This window comes from Ruegeria sp. CJ6 (assembly GCF_056536665.1).
In genome coordinates this window covers 90,519-107,469 of sequence record NZ_JBQFQB010000008.1, presented here as the reverse complement: position 1 = coordinate 107,469, position 16,951 = coordinate 90,519, and the positions used below count along the sequence as shown (strand labels likewise).

Annotated in this window: 16 protein-coding genes; 7 read left to right on the top strand and 9 right to left on the bottom strand. The window is 57.2% G+C overall.

Going from position 1 to position 16,951, the window contains the following annotated elements; all coding sequences use genetic code 11:
- The 3 genes from hemW to rph are packed head-to-tail and all read right to left on the bottom strand — an operon-like array spanning nucleotide 1 to nucleotide 2,469.
- Entirely contained in the window at nucleotides 1-1,155 is a 1,155-nt protein-coding gene (gene hemW, locus ACR0BT_RS19305; RefSeq protein ID WP_480763864.1) for a radical SAM family heme chaperone HemW, read from the bottom strand.
- Nucleotides 1,145-1,759, bottom strand: coding sequence for an RdgB/HAM1 family non-canonical purine NTP pyrophosphatase (gene rdgB, locus ACR0BT_RS19300; RefSeq protein WP_170819265.1), 615 nt, complete (start codon nucleotides 1,757-1,759; stop codon nucleotides 1,145-1,147). The genes hemW and rdgB overlap by 11 nt, the downstream gene beginning before the upstream one ends.
- Entirely contained in the window at nucleotides 1,756-2,469 is a 714-nt protein-coding gene (rph, locus tag ACR0BT_RS19295; RefSeq protein WP_480763863.1) for a ribonuclease PH, read from the bottom strand. Before rph ends, rdgB begins: the two co-directional genes overlap by 4 nt.
- Before the next feature lie 112 nt (nucleotides 2,470-2,581).
- On the opposite strand from rph, the gene hrcA reads away from it, so the two are divergent.
- Both hrcA and ACR0BT_RS19285 read left to right on the top strand, forming a co-directional pair.
- On the top strand, nucleotides 2,582-3,646 hold the full coding sequence (gene hrcA, locus ACR0BT_RS19290; protein ID WP_170399408.1) for a heat-inducible transcriptional repressor HrcA: 1,065 nt from the start codon (nucleotides 2,582-2,584) through the stop codon (nucleotides 3,644-3,646).
- A 10-nt stretch (nucleotides 3,647-3,656) separates the two neighbouring features.
- Entirely contained in the window at nucleotides 3,657-4,220 is a 564-nt protein-coding gene (locus tag ACR0BT_RS19285) for a nucleotide exchange factor GrpE (RefSeq protein WP_170399405.1), read from the top strand.
- A gap of 31 nt (nucleotides 4,221-4,251) precedes the next feature.
- On the opposite strand, the gene mutS is transcribed toward ACR0BT_RS19285, so the two are convergent.
- Nucleotides 4,252-6,864, bottom strand: coding sequence for a DNA mismatch repair protein MutS (gene mutS / locus ACR0BT_RS19280; protein WP_480763879.1), 2,613 nt, complete (start codon nucleotides 6,862-6,864; stop codon nucleotides 4,252-4,254).
- 161 nt (nucleotides 6,865-7,025) lie between these two features.
- Between mutS and ACR0BT_RS19275 the strand changes: the two genes are divergently transcribed.
- Both ACR0BT_RS19275 and ACR0BT_RS19270 read left to right on the top strand, forming a co-directional pair.
- On the top strand, nucleotides 7,026-9,281 hold the full coding sequence (locus ACR0BT_RS19275; RefSeq protein WP_170466734.1) for an NADP-dependent malic enzyme: 2,256 nt from the start codon (nucleotides 7,026-7,028) through the stop codon (nucleotides 9,279-9,281).
- A 3-nt stretch (nucleotides 9,282-9,284) separates the two neighbouring features.
- Nucleotides 9,285-10,157 carry a ribokinase gene (locus ACR0BT_RS19270; protein ID WP_480763862.1) on the top strand — a complete coding sequence of 291 codons (873 nt, stop codon included), beginning with the start codon at nucleotides 9,285-9,287 and terminating at the stop codon, nucleotides 10,155-10,157.
- Here ACR0BT_RS19270 and msrA read toward each other — a convergent pair.
- The 3 genes from msrA to ACR0BT_RS19255 all read right to left on the bottom strand — a co-directional run bounded on the left by msrA (nucleotide 10,154) and on the right by ACR0BT_RS19255 (nucleotide 12,560).
- Nucleotides 10,154-10,825, bottom strand: a complete 672-nt coding sequence (gene msrA, locus ACR0BT_RS19265) for a peptide-methionine (S)-S-oxide reductase MsrA (RefSeq protein ID WP_170399396.1) — start codon at nucleotides 10,823-10,825, stop codon at nucleotides 10,154-10,156. The two genes, ACR0BT_RS19270 and msrA, sit on opposite strands and share 4 nt — an antisense overlap.
- A gap of 91 nt (nucleotides 10,826-10,916) precedes the next feature.
- Nucleotides 10,917-11,198, bottom strand: coding sequence for an SCP2 sterol-binding domain-containing protein (locus ACR0BT_RS19260; RefSeq protein WP_170408793.1), 282 nt, complete (start codon nucleotides 11,196-11,198; stop codon nucleotides 10,917-10,919).
- A gap of 135 nt (nucleotides 11,199-11,333) precedes the next feature.
- Nucleotides 11,334-12,560 (bottom strand): argininosuccinate synthase, encoded by a 1,227-nt coding sequence (locus ACR0BT_RS19255; protein WP_170802774.1) that lies wholly within the window; start codon nucleotides 12,558-12,560, stop codon nucleotides 11,334-11,336.
- A gap of 138 nt (nucleotides 12,561-12,698) precedes the next feature.
- Here ACR0BT_RS19255 and ACR0BT_RS19250 point away from each other — a divergent pair, with 138 nt between their 5' ends.
- Together ACR0BT_RS19250 and ilvA are read left to right on the top strand one after the other, a co-directional pair.
- Nucleotides 12,699-13,466, top strand: a complete 768-nt coding sequence (locus tag ACR0BT_RS19250) for a hypothetical protein (protein ID WP_480763860.1) — start codon at nucleotides 12,699-12,701, stop codon at nucleotides 13,464-13,466.
- Between the two features lie 57 nt (nucleotides 13,467-13,523).
- On the top strand, nucleotides 13,524-14,750 hold the full coding sequence (gene ilvA, locus ACR0BT_RS19245; protein WP_170399362.1) for a threonine ammonia-lyase IlvA: 1,227 nt from the start codon (nucleotides 13,524-13,526) through the stop codon (nucleotides 14,748-14,750).
- On the opposite strand, the gene ACR0BT_RS19240 is transcribed toward ilvA, so the two are convergent.
- Entirely contained in the window at nucleotides 14,747-15,097 is a 351-nt protein-coding gene (locus tag ACR0BT_RS19240; RefSeq protein ID WP_480763859.1) for an Hpt domain-containing protein, read from the bottom strand. The genes ilvA and ACR0BT_RS19240 overlap by 4 nt on opposite strands.
- 121 nt (nucleotides 15,098-15,218) lie before the next feature.
- On the opposite strand from ACR0BT_RS19240, the gene ACR0BT_RS19235 reads away from it, so the two are divergent.
- Complete coding sequence (locus ACR0BT_RS19235; protein WP_480763878.1) at nucleotides 15,219-16,493, top strand: PP2C family protein-serine/threonine phosphatase; 1,275 nt, start codon at nucleotides 15,219-15,221, stop codon at nucleotides 16,491-16,493.
- On the opposite strand, the gene ACR0BT_RS19230 is transcribed toward ACR0BT_RS19235, so the two are convergent.
- The gene (locus tag ACR0BT_RS19230) at nucleotides 16,490-16,933 is read right to left on the bottom strand and encodes an NUDIX hydrolase (RefSeq protein ID WP_480763858.1); all 444 of its coding nucleotides are present in this window, start codon (nucleotides 16,931-16,933) and stop codon (nucleotides 16,490-16,492) included. The two genes, ACR0BT_RS19235 and ACR0BT_RS19230, sit on opposite strands and share 4 nt — an antisense overlap.
- Nucleotides 16,934-16,951 lie beyond the last annotated feature (18 nt).

The window sequence follows — 16,951 nt, the reverse complement described above, 5'->3', positions numbered from 1 at the left end:
TTACTCCAACAGCTCTCGGATTACCGCATTGAGCACGGCGCGCCCGTTTGAAGTTGCGCGCAATTGATTGCGATCAAGGGTTAGCATGCCCAGATCGATCAGTGAATCAAGTTTGTCATGCGAAAGTTCTTCACCTGCAAGCCGAGTATATCTGTCTATATTAAGGCCCTCGACCAAACGCAGACACATCATAAGGTATTCTGAGGCTTGTTCACGTTGGCTAAGCTCGAATCGATTGCTTTCGCCGTGCCCATTGGAGGCAGCCGTCAGCCATTTGTTTGGTGAAAGATGAGTTTCCGTCGCGAATTTCCGGCGATCCAGGGTGATCCGACCGTGTGCGCCGGGTCCAATACCGATGTAGTCACCATAGCGCCAATAGATGAGGTTATGCCGTGATTCCGCTCCGGGCCGGGCGTGGTTTGAGATCTCATAGGCAGGCAGCCCATGCGCTTCGCAGATTTCCTGCGTCGCCAGATACATATCCGCAGCGTTGTCATCCTCGGGCAAACCGCGCAGCTTGCCCAGGGCATAGCGATCACCAAAGGCTGTGCCTTCCTCAATGGTCAGTTGGTATAGCGACAGGTGATCAACTGCCATCGATAGGGCTTCGGTCAGCTCAGCACGCCAGGCGTCCAGAGTTTGATGCTGGCGGGCATAGATCAGATCAAAGCTCACACGGTCAAAGCAAGAGCGCGCGATATCGAAGGCAGCGCGAGCCTCGGCAACCGTGTGAATGCGCCCCAGACGACGCAGGTCATCGTCGTTCAAGGCCTGAACACCCATCGAGATGCGGTTCACGCCCGCATCATGATAGGCCGCGAACCGCCCGGCCTCGACCGAGCCTGGATTGGCCTCAAGCGTGATTTCCATATCGTTGGCCGATCGCCAAAGGGAGTGGGCCTTGTCGATGATGGCTGCGACGGTCTCAGGCGCCATCAGTGATGGAGTTCCGCCGCCAAAGAAGATTGTGTTCAAAACCCGGTCAGGAGTTTCGATGGCCGAGCGGCTCAGTTCACTAAGATAACACTCAAGCCATTGTTTTTGATTAATATTCTTGGAAACGTGGCTGTTGAAATCGCAATAGGGGCACTTGGCCTCGCAAAAGGGCCAATGCACATAAAGGCCAAAGCCCCCGTTTCGCCAATCATCCGCCAAAGCAGCCTTTCACGAACATCTCCACCGCGCGCCCGCGATGGCTGATCTTGTTCTTTTCCCAGCGATCCATTTCGGCAAAGGTAATGTCGTGCCCCTCAGGGACAAACATCGGGTCATAGCCGAACCCGTCCTTGCCACGGATCGGCCAAGTCAGGTGACCGGGCGCGACGCCCTCGAACACTTCGTCATGCCCGTCGGGCCAGGCCAGAACCAGAGTGCAGCGAAATTGGGCCATACGCGGGTGGGGGGCGTTTTTCGCCTCTAGCTCATTATGGGCGCGAGTCATCGCCATCAGGAAATCGCGGCCACTGCCGGTTTCGGCCCAATCGGCGGTGTAAACACCGGGTGCGCCATCCAATGCATCGATGGTGATCCCGGAATCGTCCGACAGGGCAGGTAGGCCGGTCGCCTTTGCAGCTGCGTGGGCCTTGATCCGGGCGTTACCGACGAAAGTGTCCTCGGTCTCTTCAGGTTCGGGCAGGTTCATTTCGCCCGCGCCGACAACCGTTACGCCAAAGGGCTCAAGCAGATGCGCCATCTCCTCGAGCTTGCCTTTGTTGTGGGTGGCGACCAGCAGTCGATCACCTTCGAACCTGCGAGTCATGCGGTTGCAGCTTTCTGGGCAGCAGCAAGTTCACCCACGCCTTTCTCGGCCAGGTCCATCAGTTGATCCATTTGCGCGCGGCTGAAAACGGATCCTTCGGCGCTCATCTGCACTTCGATCAGCTTGCCCGAGCCGGTCATGATGAAATTGCCGTCAACGCCAGCTTCGCTATCTTCGGGATAGTCCAGATCTAGCACGGGCTGACCGGCATAAATTCCGCATGAAACGGCGGCAACAGGGTCTAATAAAGGGTCAGAGATCACATCGCCTGTTTTCATCAGCTTGTTCACGGCCAGACGCAGCGCCACCCAACCGCCAGTGATCGAGGCACAGCGGGTGCCGCCGTCGGCTTGAATGACATCGCAGTCAACAGTGATCTGCCGTTCTCCCAAGGCAACCCGGTCTACACCGGCGCGCAAGGCGCGGCCGATAAGGCGCTGGATTTCCACGGTGCGTCCGCCTTGCTTGCCGCTGGCAGCCTCGCGCCGCATCCGCGTATTGGTCGCACGGGGCAGCATGCCATATTCAGCGGTGACCCAGCCCAGGCCCGAGCCTTTGATGAACGGTGGCACGCGATCCTCGATTGTGGCGGTGCATAGCACATGGGTGTCGCCTATCTTGATCAGGCAAGAGCCTTCGGCATGTTTGGTGAACCCCGTTTCAATTGAAACGGCGCGCATTTCGTTTAGATCACGTCCTGAGGGTCGCATGAGAAATCCTTTATCTGCTGGGTTGGGGATACCGTCCTGCGGCGTTACGATGCAAGCCCGATTGACCTTTCATTTGCCTGCGATTTAATGACGATCCAGCAGAGGGCCGCCGATGAGCGAAGCAAGCAAAATTCTGGATGAGATGAATGACCGGTCGCGCGAGGTGTTCCGGTTGATTGTCGAAAGCTATCTGGAAAGCGGTGAACCCGTGGGCAGCCGGACTCTGACGCGCACATTGTCCGAGAAAGTCAGTGCTGCGACCGTACGCAATGTGATGCAGGATCTTGAATTTCTGGGTTTGCTCGATAGTCCGCATGTCAGCGCTGGTCGAATTCCAACACAGCAGGGGCTGCGCATGTTCGTGGACGGATTGCTGGAAATGGGCGATCTGGGTGCGGATGATCGGCAAAAGCTGGACGAAACACTAGGCTCTAACGCAGGCGATGTGGGTGGTATGCTCGATCGCGTCGGCGCGGCGCTATCACACGTGACACAAGGGGCTTCGCTGGTTCTGACGCCAAAGCATGAGGCCGAGATCAAGCATATCGAGTTCGTCTCGCTTGGGCATGACCGGGCCTTGGTGGTTCTGGTGTTTTCGGACGGGCAGGTAGAAAACCGGCTGTTTACACCTCCGCCTGGCCAAACACCCAGTTCGATGCGCGAGGCAGCCAATTTCCTGAATGCACTGATCGAAGGTCGAACGCTTGGCGAAGTGCGCCGTCAGATGCTGTCACAGATAGACGCGCGGAAACAGGAAATCGATGTTCTGGCGCGTGAGATGGTCGAGAGCGGCATTGCCGCTTGGGACGGGGACGGTGGCGACTCGGCCCGGCTGATCGTGCGCGGGCGTGCGAATCTGTTAAATGAGCCGGGTCAGGCAGAAGAGCTTGATCGAATCCGCACCCTGTTTGACGACCTTGAACGCAAACGCGATATCGCCGAATTCCTTGAATTGACCGAAGAAGGCGAAGGTGTGCGCATTTTTATTGGCTCTGAGAACAAACTTTTCTCACTTTCGGGTTCCTCTTTGGTGGTGTCTCCATATATGAACGCTGATCGTAAGATAATCGGTGCGGTTGGGGTCATTGGACCCACACGTCTGAATTACGGGCGAATCGTACCAATCGTGGATTATACGGCGCAACTGGTCGGCAAGCTGATTTCCGACCGGAGCTAGAGGGTAAGAGATGGCAGAGCCCAAGAACGAAGATTTTCTGGACGACATCATGTCCGCCGAGGCGGAAGAGTTTGCCGAAGATTTTGCTGAGATCAGCGATGAGGCGCTTGAGGTCGATCAACTGCGTGCTGAGCGCGATGACTACAAAGACAAGTTCATGCGTGCGCTGGCCGATGCCGAAAATGCGCGCAAGCGTGGCGACAAGGCGCGTCGGGATGCGGAACAATATGGCGGGTCAAAACTGGCCCGCGACATGCTTCCGGTTTACGACAATATGAAACGCGCGCTTGAGGCCGCGACGGATGAGCAGAAAGAGGTTGCCGCCGGCTTGCTGGAAGGTGTCGAGTTGACCATGCGCGCGCTGAAGGATGTGTTCCAGAAGCATGGGATCGAGGTGATTACGCCACAGGTCGGGGACAGGTTCGACCCGAATGTACATGAGGCGATGTTCGAGGCCCCGGTGCCCGGAACCAAAGCCGGCGACATCATTCAGGTGTCGGCAGAAGGCTTCATGCTGCACGACAGGTTGTTGCGTCCGGCGCAGGTTGGGGTGTCGTCAACGCCCGCAAGCTGAACAGTTCCTGGGTCAACCGGGTTCGAGGCGGTCAGGATCTGGCCGCCTCTTTCAGTTTGTAGATCAAGTCCAAGGCTTCGCGGGGGCTGAGTTCATCTGGAAGGATGGTTTCCAGCATATCAGCAACGGGCGAGGTTTTTGGCGCAGGGGGAGGCGGCGGCGCAGCTGAAAACAGGGGCAGATCGTCGATCAGTGCTTTCTGCTTACCGCCTTCACGTTCGGTTTTTTCTAATTGATCCAACACGATACGGGCGCGGTCCACGACCGAGGTGGGCAAGCCAGCCAATTGTGCAACCTGGACGCCGTAAGACCGATCGGCAGCGCCTTTATGTACCTCATGCAGAAAGATGACTTCACCCTCCCATTCTTTGACTGCAACGGTCGCGTTTTCTACACCGTTCAGACTTCCAGCGAGTGCAGTTAATTCGTGGTAGTGGGTGGCGAACAATGCGCGGCATTGGTTTGCCGCGTGTAGGTGTTCCAGTGTGGCCCAGGCAATGGAAAGGCCGTCGTAGGTCGCGGTGCCTCGGCCGATCTCGTCCAGGATGACGAGCGCGCGGTCGTCGGCCTGATTCAGGATGGCTGCGGTTTCGACCATTTCGACCATAAAGGTCGAGCGGCCGCGCGCCAGATCGTCTGACGCTCCGACGCGGCTGAACAATTGACTGACTAATCCGATTTGCGCCCGTTCCGCCGGAACATAGCTGCCCATCTGCGCCAGTAGGGCGATCAGCGCATTCTGGCGCAGGAAGGTTGATTTACCGGCCATGTTGGGGCCGGTGAGCAACCAAATTGCAGCGCCTGCATCGGCGCTCAGATCGCAGTCGTTGGCGATGAAAGCATCGCCGCTTTGCTGCCTCAGGGCATGCTCGACCACCGGGTGACGGCCTCCTTTGATGTCGAATGCGCGTGACCCGTCGACCTTTGGACGGCACCAGCTTTCGCCGCGAGCCAGATCGGCGAGTGCAGTGGTTAAATCCAGCTCAGCCAGTCCGCGCGCGGCTTGATTCAATCGGGCGGCAAGATCCAGAACAGCCCCAGAAAGCCTTTGATAGAGCCGTTTTTCGATCTCTAACGCGAGATTTCCGGCATTCAGAATCCTTGTTTCGATCTCGGACAGCTCCACCGTGGTGAAGCGCACCTGATTGGCGGTGGTTTGGCGGTGGATATAAGTCTCGCTAAATGGCGGGTTCAACATTTTCTCGGCATGGGTTGCCGTGGTCTCGATGAAGTAGCCAAGCACATTGTTGTGTTTGATCTTCAGTGACGTGATACCGGTATGCTCGGCGTATTTCTGTTGGAAACCTGCGATGACCGAACGGCCTTCGTCACGCAAGGTGCGCGCTTCGTCCAATTCGCTATCAAACCCGGGGGCGATAAAGCCGCCATCGCGGGCCAGCAAGGGTGGATCGGCAACCAATGCTTCGTCCAGCAAGGTCAACAGATCGTCAAATCCGACAAGGTTCTGGACGGCAGTGGCCAGCAGAACAGGCAGATCCTGTGAGGCACAGGTTTCGGCGATTGTTGCGGCTTGTTCCAATCCATTGCGGATAGCGGCCAGATCACGCGGGCCGCCTCGATCCAGCGAAAGACGAGACAAAGCGCGATCCAGATCGGGTGTTTTGCGTAAAGCTTCGCGCAGATCTGAGGCGATCAGGCTATCTTCGACCGCTAAAGATACTGCGTCCAGTCGGGCGTGGATCACATCCAGATTACGCGAGGGGCTGGACAGTCGCTGTTCCAGAAGTCTTGCGCCACCTGGCGTTACTGTTCGGTCGACCACGGACAGCAGCGACCCGGCGCGTCCACCAGACAGCGACCGGGTCAGTTCCAGATTGCGTCGCGTTGCGGCGTCGATCTGAACCACGCGATCCTCGGATTCCTTCAGGGGAGTTTGCAGTAGTGGCAGTTTGCCCTTTTGCGTGATCTCCAGATAATCGATCAGCGCGCCCATGGCCGAAACCTCGGCCCGCCCGAAGTTCCCGAATGCATCCAGAGCGCCGACGTGAAACAACCCGCAGATGCGTTTCTCGGCTGCAGCGCTGTCAAAACTGGCGCGTCCAACAGGGGTGAGCGATATGCCAAGGTCCATGACGGTTTCATGCAGCTTTTCCTCGGACCCATCTGCCACGATCAGCTCGGACGGGGCCAGCCGAGCGAGTTCGGGGCTCAACCGGATTGACGTCAGCGGCATCACGTGAAACGCACCGGTTGAGATATCGGCCCAGGCCAGCGCGGCTTCGTCCCGAACCTCGGCATAGGCGGCCAGAAAGTTGTGCCGCCGCGCCTCTAGCAGGGCATCTTCGGTCAGTGTGCCGGGCGTCACCAGACGCACAACACCGCGCTTTACCACCGATTTAGAGCCTCTTTTCTTGGCTTCCGCCGGGCTTTCCATCTGCTCGCAGACCGCGACGCGGAATCCTTTGCGGATCAAGGTCAGCAAGTAGCCCTCGGCAGAATGCACCGGCACGCCGCACATCGGGATATCGTCGCCATTGTGTTTGCCGCGCTTGGTCAGCGCGATATCCAACGCCTCAGCCGCGTTCACCGCATCCTCGAAGAACATCTCGTAGAAGTCACCCATGCGATAAAACAGCAGGGCATCTGCATGAGCCTCTTTGATCTCAAGGTACTGCGCCATCATCGGCGTGACTGTGGACAAATTCGGCCCCCTTCTGGCGTGTTCCGGGCGCGACCTTACAAATCCCGCATCTTCAGTAAAAGGTGAAAACTCATTCTCGTTGAGGCGCGGCCCCGCCTGCGTTATGAGGCAAAAGCCCCAAAGTCATGGAAACGACCTGTAAGATGCCCAAAGCGAAGATCACCAAAGAAGAGGCGCTGGCCTTTCACCTAGACCCGACCCCCGGCAAGTGGGAGGTGCAGGCCACCGTACCCATGACCACGCAGCGCGATCTTTCGCTGGCCTATAGCCCTGGCGTTGCGGTTCCCTGTGAAGCCATCGCTGAAGCACCAGAGACGGCGTATGACTATACAAACAAAGGCAATCTGGTTGCCGTGATCTCGAACGGTACCGCCGTTCTAGGCCTTGGAAATCTGGGTGCGCTGGGCTCAAAACCGGTGATGGAAGGCAAATCGGTCCTGTTCAAGCGGTTCGCTGATGTGAACTCGATCGATATCGAGCTGGATACCGAAGACCCGGACGAGTTCTGTCGCGCTGTGCGCCTGATGGGTCCGACCTTTGGCGGTATCAATCTGGAAGATATCAAAGCACCTGAATGTTTCATCATCGAACAACGCCTGAAGGAAGAGATGGATATCCCGGTCTTCCACGATGACCAGCATGGCACGGCAGTGATTTGTGCGGCGGGCCTGCTTAACGCGTTGCATATCTCGGGCAAAAAGATCGAAGATGTAAAAATCGTCCTGAACGGGGCAGGCGCTGCAGGAATTGCATGTATCGAACTGCTCAAGGCCATGGGTGCACGGCACGAGAATTGCATCGTCTGCGACACCAAGGGCGTGATTTATCAGGGCCGGACCGAGGGCATGAACCAGTGGAAGTCGGCCCATGCCATCACGACTGATCTTCGCACTTTGGAAGAGGCCATGAAGGATGCGGATGTATTTCTGGGCGTGTCGGTCAAAGGGGCGGTGACACAAGACATGGTCGCCAGCATGGCTGACAATCCGGTGATTTTCGCCATGGCGAACCCTGACCCGGAAATCACCCCGGAAGAGGCGCACGAGGTGCGCGTTGATGCGATCGTCGCGACGGGCCGCAGCGATTATCCGAATCAGGTGAATAACGTTCTGGGTTTTCCTTACCTGTTCCGCGGTGCGCTGGATATTCATGCCCGTGCGATCAATGACGAGATGAAAATCGCCTGCGCTCATGCTCTGGCGCGATTGGCACGTGAAGATGTTCCGGATGAGGTTGCCATGGCCTATGGCAAGTCGCTGACTTTTGGGCGCGACTACATCATTCCAACGCCTTTTGATCCGCGCCTGATCCACCGTATCCCGCCTGCGGTTGCCAAGGCTGGTATGGATACCGGCGCGGCGCGACGTCCGATCATCGATATGGACGCTTATGAGCTGAGCCTGAAATCCCGCATGGACCCGACGGCCAGTATCCTGCGCGGCTTGAACGCGCGGGCGCGTCAGGCGCAAAGCCGGATGATCTTTGCCGAGGGTGACGATCCGCGCGTATTGCGCGCGGCCGTTATGTACCAACGCTCGGGCTTTGGTAAGGCTTTGGTTGTGGGCCGGCCAGACGACGTAAAGGAAAAGCTCGAATCCGCTGGTCTTGGGGACGCGGTGCGTGAAATTGATGTGGTGAACGCCGCCAACACCGCGCATCTCGAGGCCTATAAGGATTTTCTGTATCAGCGCCTGCAGCGTAAGGGCTTTGATCACAAAGATATTCACCGACTCGCTGCACGGGATCGACATGTGTTTTCGTCTCTGATGCTGGCGCATGGTCATGCGGATGGTCTGGTGACCGGGGCCACACGCAAGTCGGCGCACGTGCTGGACCGTATCAACCATGTGTTTGACGCCGATGCCGCCCATGGCGCGGCTGGGGTTACCGCGTTGCTGCACAAGGGACGGATTGTTCTGATTGGAGACACTTTGGTGCATGAATGGCCTGATGAGAACGATTTGGCCAATATCGCTGAACGCGCCGCAGCCGTGGCGCGCCACATGGGGCTAGAGCCTCGGGCGGCGTTTGTCAGTTTCTCGACCTTCGGTTACCCGGTGTCTGAACGTGCTGAGAAGATGCACCGTGCCCCGGCGGTGCTGGATGAGCGCGGCGTCGATTTCGAGTACGAAGGCGAGATGACGGTTGATGTGGCCCTGAATGTGGATCAGCAGGAAGCCTATCCGTTCCAACGACTGACCGGACCAGCCAATATCCTGATTGTTCCTGCACGACACTCGGCCTCGATTTCGACCAAACTGATGCAGGAAATGGGCGGCGCCACCGTGATCGGCCCGATCCTGTCCGGCGTCGACAAGCCGATCCAGATCTGTTCGACGGTCTCGACCGCAAATGACATTCTGAACATGGCCATCCTGGCCTCCTGCGATATCGGGTAAATCATGACAATCTGGAACCTTGGCTCAATCAACGCGGATATGGTCTATGCCCTGCCGCATTTGCCCGAAGCGGGTGAGACACTGGCGGCCAGTGGGCTACAGAGGTTTCTGGGTGGCAAGGGCGCCAACATGTCTGTGGCGTCTGCACGAGCCGGATCGCGGGTATCCCATATCGGCGCAGTGGGCTCGGATGGCCTTTGGGCGCGGGATCGGCTGACCGAGTATGGCGTGGACACGCGGCATATTGCCGAGGTGGATGTGCCGACCGGTCACGCCATCATCGCAGTAGATGCGCAGGGAGAAAACCTGATCGTTCTGTATCAAGGCGCCAACCATGCCATCTCGAACGACCAACTTGGGCAGGCATTGTCCTCGGCGGTTTCAGGTGATCTTCTGGTGATGCAGAACGAAACCAATGCGCAGATTGAGGCCGCTAAACTAGGTTGCGAAATGGGGCTGACTGTCTGCTACGCCGCCGCCCCATTTCAGGCAGACGCAGTTCAAGCGGTTCTACCTTATTTGGATTTTCTGATCCTCAACGAAGTCGAGGCCGAGCAATTGCAGGATGCAACGGGTCTCGCCCCTTCAGACCTGCCGGTCGAACATGTGATCGTCACCTTTGGCTCAAAAGGTGCGCGCTATTATCAGCAAGATCATCAACCCCAAGCGTTTCAGGCCCATAAGGTCAACGCTGTGGATACCACCGGGGCAGGTGACACATTCACCGGCTATGTGTTGGCTGGAATGGACCGGGGTATGCCGATGGCGCAGGCGATTGCCCAAGCAAACCGCGCCGCGGCCCTGATGGTCATGCGGCACGGCACTGCAGATGTCATTCCTGATCTGAAAGAGGTGCGCGAAGCGCAGTTTGACTAGGACCCTGCAAAAGGCGCTTCGTTGCCCCACAATTGTTTGACCCGCGCATCGCGACCGCAGGCTTCGCGGTAGGCCTTATAGGCGTTCTTTTGGCGCTTGGGGCCAAAGCGGGTCAGTACCAGCTTGCTACCCTTGTAATAATCCTGGTGATACGCTTCGGCTGGATAAAACGTTCCGGCTTGCAGGATCGGCGTGACCACGGTCTGCCCCAGCGCGTTTTGTGCGCTGGTCTTGGCTTGCTGTGCCTGCGCCTTTTCCCCTTTGTTAGAGACGAAAATTGCTGTGCGATAGCTGTCGCCGCGATCGCAGAACTGGCCACCCGCATCCGTGGGATCGACTGAGCGGAAGAACATGTTCAGCAAGGTTGCACGGGAAACGCGGGCGGGATCGAAGGTGATCTGGACCGCCTCGTAATGCCCTGTTCCGCCTTTCGAGACCTGATCATAGGTGGGACTATCCGTCTTGCCACCGGTATAGCCCGAGACCGCGCCGATCACGCCGGGCACGGACTCGAAATCGGATTCCACGCACCAGAAACAGCCACCGGCGACTGTTAGCGTTTCAGTGCCAGCGGCCGGAGCAGGTAAAGCGCGCAGCATTGCTGCCAACAAGATCAGCACAAACAGAAGTGAAGGTTTCAGGCAATCAAGGTAAGTGATCCGGGTCATGGCAGGTCTCCTTCCGAAACCAAGCTGCCCGCAGATTTTTGCGCTTGCAATGCGCTGACATGATTTGTCACGCGCTGGTGAGACGAGTTTATCAGCCCAGCAGCTGCCCCAGCTTCATCGCAACACCCATGTTGCCCGAGATTTTCAGCTTGCCCAGCGCAACCCCGGTCATTGGGTTCAGCTTACCGGTCAGCAACTTAGAGAGGTTCTCGCGCGAGATGCGGATGGTGCAGTCTGTGTCCCGATCCTGGGTTGAGGCAGTATTCTCCGCCAGAACGATCACACCCTCATCACCACAATCGAACTTAAGCGATCCGTCAAAGCTTTTGCCGTTCAAACCCTTTTGAATTCCGTCGGCGATGTCTTGCAGCATTATCCGTCCTTCCCTGGTTGACGTATGCGTAAAGACAATTTCCTGATCCGGGCAAGCCCGACCCGACGGAAACCCGGCAAAGAAAAACCCCGGTGCCTGATCAGACACCGGGTCCAGATCTAAAATTCTGAACGCTTACTTGCTCAGCCGTTTGTCACGCGCGGCCAGAAGCTTCAGGCGCAGTGCGTTCAACTGGATGAAGCCTGCCGCATCTTTCTGGTCATATGCACCGGCGTCTTCCTCAAAGGTCACGTGCGCCTCGGAGTACAGCGAATGATCCGACCAGCGGCCCACGGTTGAGGCAAGACCTTTGTACAGTTTCACGCGAACGGTGCCGGTGACATGCTCTTGCGACTTGTCGATGGCCGCCTGCAGCATCTCACGCTCGGGGCTGTACCAGAAGCCGTTATAGATCAGCTCGGCATATTGCGGCATCAATTGGTCTTTCAGGTGCATCGCGCCCCGGTCCATGGTGATGGATTCGATGCCACGATGTGCTTCCAGCAGGATGGTGCCGCCGGGAGTTTCGTAGATGCCGCGCGATTTCATGCCCACGAACCGGCCTTCAACCAGGTCCAAACGACCGATGCCGTGCTTGCCGCCATATTCGTTCAGCTTGGTCAGGATGGTCGCGGGGCTCATCGCCTCGCCATTGATGCTGACCGCGTCGCCTTTTTCAAAACCGATCTCGATAAACTCCGGCTCGTTCGGCGCCTCCTCGGGGTGGACGGTGCGCTGATAGACATAGTCGGGTGCCATATCGGCGGGGTCTTCCAGAACCTTACCCTCGGACGAGGTGTGCAGCAGGTTGGCATCGACCGAGAACGGGGCCTCACCACGCTTGTCCTTGGCGATCGGGATCTGGTTGGCCTCGGCAAATTCCAACAGCTTGGTACGGCTGGTCAGGTCCCACTCACGCCACGGCGCGATCACCTTGATTTCGGGATTCAGTGCGTAAGCAGCCAGTTCAAAACGAACCTGATCGTTGCCCTTGCCAGTCGCGCCGTGGGCCACAGCGTCAGCACCGGTCGCTTCGGCGATCTCGACCAGACGTTTCGAGATCAGAGGGCGCGCAATCGACGTACCCAGCAAATACAGGCCTTCATACTGCGCATTGGCGCGGAACATCGGGAAGACGAAGTCGCGGACGAATTCTTCTCGGATGTCTTCGATATAGATGTTCTCGGGCTTGATCCCCAGCAGTTCAGCCTTCTTGCGGGCTGGCTCAAGCTCTTCGCCCTGACCCAGATCGGCGGTGAAGGTTACGACCTCACAACCATACTCGGTCTGCAGCCATTTCAGAATGATCGAGGTATCAAGGCCACCGGAATAGGCCAGAACAACTTTCTTGGGCGCGGACATCTGATTTCCCTTTGTACGTAGAACGACTGGCCCCTAGCGGGTTTTGGACGTGGGGGCAAGCGGCGTGCATTGACGCAGGGCGGGAATTGCGGTGAAACGGGCGGATAGAGAACAAGGATTGGTTGAGAGGGCGGTTTCATGCTGGGGCTGGAGATTTTCGTACATTCGGTGAAGATGGTTTTGAGGAACCTGACGCAGGCGCTACAGATTTCAGTCGTACCGGCGCTCATTGGCGGCTTTTTAGCCATCGGCCTGTTCTTCCTGTTTGGCATCCCTTTCGAAGAATTCAACAGTGAAACCAATGGCTTCCCTGAAGGCGTAACGGCCGCGTCCTTCACCGGATTTCTGCTCTGCCTTATGGCCGTTGTCTTTGGGGTCATGCTGTGGATTGTCGTGTCGTGGCACCGTTTCGTTCTACTTGAGGAATATCCAAGCGGTTTGGTTCCGCCTTTCAGGTTCGACCGTGTGCTCGCCTATTTCGGACGCCTTCTGATGCTCGGCCTAATCGCTCTTATCATCATGATACCGGGAGCGCTGATCATGGGCATGATGGCGCAATCCTCTGTGGCGCTGGGAGTTCTGGTTTGGCCGGGTTTGATCATCTTTCTCACGATCGGATTCTATCGGGCCTCCCCGATTTTACCCGGCGCAGCGATCGGAAAACCAATAAAGCTGTCTGAAGCGTGGCAAGCAACCTCAGGCGCAAGCGGAGCCATCGCACTTCTGGTTGTCTTGTCCATCCTCTTCCAAATATTGCTTCAGCTACTGGCGTCTTTGCTGCTTTTCGTCCCAATCATAGGTGTCTTGATTGTCTTGTTTGCGAGCATGCTGATCGTCCCCTTGATCAATGTCAGTATCCTGACGACGATCTATGGTGTGTTCATCGAAAAGCGCGAGCTGGCCTAAGCCCGTACACATATGTATTCCTTGCCCTTTCGACGATGATGGGGCAGGGAATCCAACATGACTGATTTCACGACCCGCGCCCGCGCTGCCGAAAAGGCAATGCGCTCAGTGTTTCCAGCAACTCCGTTGCAGCGGAATGCTCATCTATCCGATCGATACGGCGCGGATATCTGGCTCAAGCGCGAAGACCTCAGCCCGGTGCGGTCGTATAAAATCCGCGGTGCGTTCAATGCGATGCGCAAGCAGCAGGGGCAGGACCTTTTCGTTTGCGCCAGCGCTGGCAACCATGCGCAGGGCGTGGCCTATATGTGTAAGCATCTGGGTGTGCGGGGTGTGATCTTCATGCCGGTGACCACGCCGCAGCAGAAGATCCAAAAGACGCGTATTTTCGGCGGCGACAATATCGAGGTTCACCTGATCGGTGATTATTTCGATGACACGCTGGCTGCGGCGCAAAGCTGGTGCGCAGAACAGGGCGGATATTTCCTGTCTCCGTTCGATGATGCGGATGTGATCGAGGGGCAGGCCTCATTGGCGGTTGAGATCGAAGAGCAATTGGGCCGAGTGCCCGATCATGTAATTCTGCCGGTTGGCGGCGGCGGTATGTCTTCGGGGGTGGCGACCTGGTTCGGGGACCGGGCGCATTGCCTGTTCGTGGAACCGGCCGGCGGGGCGTGTTTGCGCGCGGCGCTGGCAGCGGGGCACCCGGTGGCGCTGGATCATGTGGATACATTTGTCGATGGCGCAGCAGTAGGCCGGATTGGTGAGAAACCGTTTGAATTGCTGAAATCGCGGCATCTGTCGGATGTGCTGACTTTGTCCGAAGACCGCATCTGTACCACCATGATCGAGATGCTGAATGTCGAGGGCATCGTTCTGGAACCTGCCGGTGCGTTGGCGGTTGAGGCTGTGGGTGACGTGCAAAGCTTTGTGCGTGGCAAGACGGTGGTCTGTGTCACCTCGGGCGGGAACTTCGATTTCGAGCGTTTACCAGAGGTCAAAGAACGTGCGCAGCGCTATTCCGGGGTGAAGAAATACTTCATCCTGCGCCTACCGCAGCGCCCCGGTGCCCTGAAAGAATTCCTCGGCATCCTCGGCCCTGAGGATGATATCGCACGGTTCGAATACATGAAGAAATCGGCGCGCAACTTTGGCTCGGTCCTGATCGGAATCGAAACCCGCAAGCCCGAGAATTTCATGCGCCTGTTTGCGCATCTGGATGAAGCCGGGTTTACTTATACGGATATCACCGAAGACGAGACGCTGGCACAGTTTGTGATCTAGCGCAGGTTTTCGGCCAGACCGGCCTGAAACAGTTTTTTCGACTCGTCGTAGGCCGCGATAATCGCCAGCAAATCAACGGCGGCGCTGTCACCTGCGGCTGCGCGTCGCTCACCGTCCTGGCACAGTTTCGAGAAACTATCAAAGCCAAGACTCAGCGCGCTGCCCTTCAGGAAATGCAGGTTCTGTTCGATCTCGGAGCGGGTAGTGTCATCGCGTAGCTTAGTGATAATTTCCTGAACCTCGTCCAAAAAGATTTCGACAACCTCGGTGAACTCGTCTGCGCCGACTTCATCACGTAACTGTCTGACTCTGGACCACTGAATCATGCCACCCTCTTTCGGTTGCATGTTGTTAGACCGTCGCGGGTAAAGATGGGGTTAAATCGCGGCGATTTGGTTTTTCATAGGATGTTAAGCTGAGAGGCATAGCGTTGCGACAACTGGAGAGTTGAGCAAGTACAGGGACTTCATGGTGCCGGATGCCAGTCAAGTAGAGGCCCGGGTCGAGCTGGATTTTGGCGCGATCCGCAAGGTTCTTGTTGTGGACGACAGCCGTCTGCAGCGGCGCATTCTGGTGGCCTCGCTAAAAAAGTGGGGATTCGAGGTTCTTGAAGCCGACAGTGGTGAAGCCGCGATAGAGCTTTGCACCTCGGACCCACCTGATCTTGTTCTAAGCGACTGGGTCATGCCAGGTATGGGCGGGCTTGAGTTTTGTCGCGCCTTCCGAGAGCTGGACAGTGAGCAATATAGCTATTTCATTCTTCTGACCTCAAAAAGCGAAAAGCAGGAGGTCGCGCGCGGTCTGGATGCTGGGGCAGACGATTTTCTGATCAAGCCGCTTGAGGCTGATGAGCTGCGTGCGCGCATATCGGCCGGGGCGCGTATTCTTGACATGCAACGCGAATTGTCCCGAAAAAACCAGTTGATCGAAACAGCGCTGAACGAACTGAAGCTTGCCCATGAAGCGATCGATAAAGACCTGATGCAGGCGCGCAAAATTCAGGATTCGCTGGTGCCTGAATTGAAGGGGACCTTTGGCAACTCACAGGTCAGCCTGCTTCTGAAACCCTGTGGTCATATCGGTGGTGACCTGGTGGGGATGTTTTCGCCCGGTGTCAATCGGCTGGGGTTTTACAGCATCGATGTCTCCGGCCACGGGATCACCTCTGCGATGATGACGGCACGGCTGGGCGGGTATCTGTCCAGCACGCATTTCGATCAGAACATTGCGATGGAGCGTCGTTTCAATAAATTCTACGCCCTTCTGCCACCCGAAGAGGTCGCTTCGCTGCTTAATTCGCGTCTGATCGCCGATGCCGGGATCGAAGAGTATTTCACCATGGTCTATGCCATCATCGATCTGCGCAACGGACATCTGAAAATGGTGCAGGCCGGACACCCGCATCCGCTGTTGTTGCGCCGTGATGGTAAAACCGAGTTTCTGGGCGAAGGCGGGTTGCCCATTGGTCTGCTGCCTGAGGCGCAGTTTCAGCAGACGGAAACCTATATGCAACCGGGCGACAAGCTGCTCTTGCATTCGGACGGGTTCACCGAATGCCAGCTCGCCGACGGCAGTCTGCTGGATGATGACGGGTTGAAGGCGATGGCTGTTGAATGTGCCGCCGATCACGGTGGACCGGAATTTCTGGATGACATGTTCTGGCGTCTTACACAGGTGATGTCACCGGACAGCGGAATTGCGGATGATGTCTCTGCAGTGTTTTTTGAATATAACGGACCTTAAAGCTCATGCAGGTGGCGCTGGGCGAAATGGGCGTCGCCCTCGTTGCCCAACAGATGAACGGCATCTGCGGTCTCCATCCAAATGGCCTCGTGAAGGTCTTCGGTCGGAGGGCCTAGGCGTCTGACCGGGTGGGCGCGGTAAATCAGGCAGACCTTCTCGGCCCACAGATCGTATTCCGGCATGTAGGTATATCGACGAAACGCACCCACTCTCCGGGGCGCGGCGATCAGCCAGCCGGTTTCTTCGTAAACCTCACGGTGAAGCGCTGTAATCGGTGATTCCCCCGGATCGATGCCGCCGCCCGGCAGCTGCAGATCGGGTCCGGGTTCCAGCTGACAGGTCAGCAGCAATCGGTTGCCTTGTGGCAATAGGGCATAAACGCCGACCCGCCGGGTGTATTTTCGCTCTGCCTCGGGGCTTTCACCGAACCGTCTGATCATGTAAGGCCCCTTTCAACC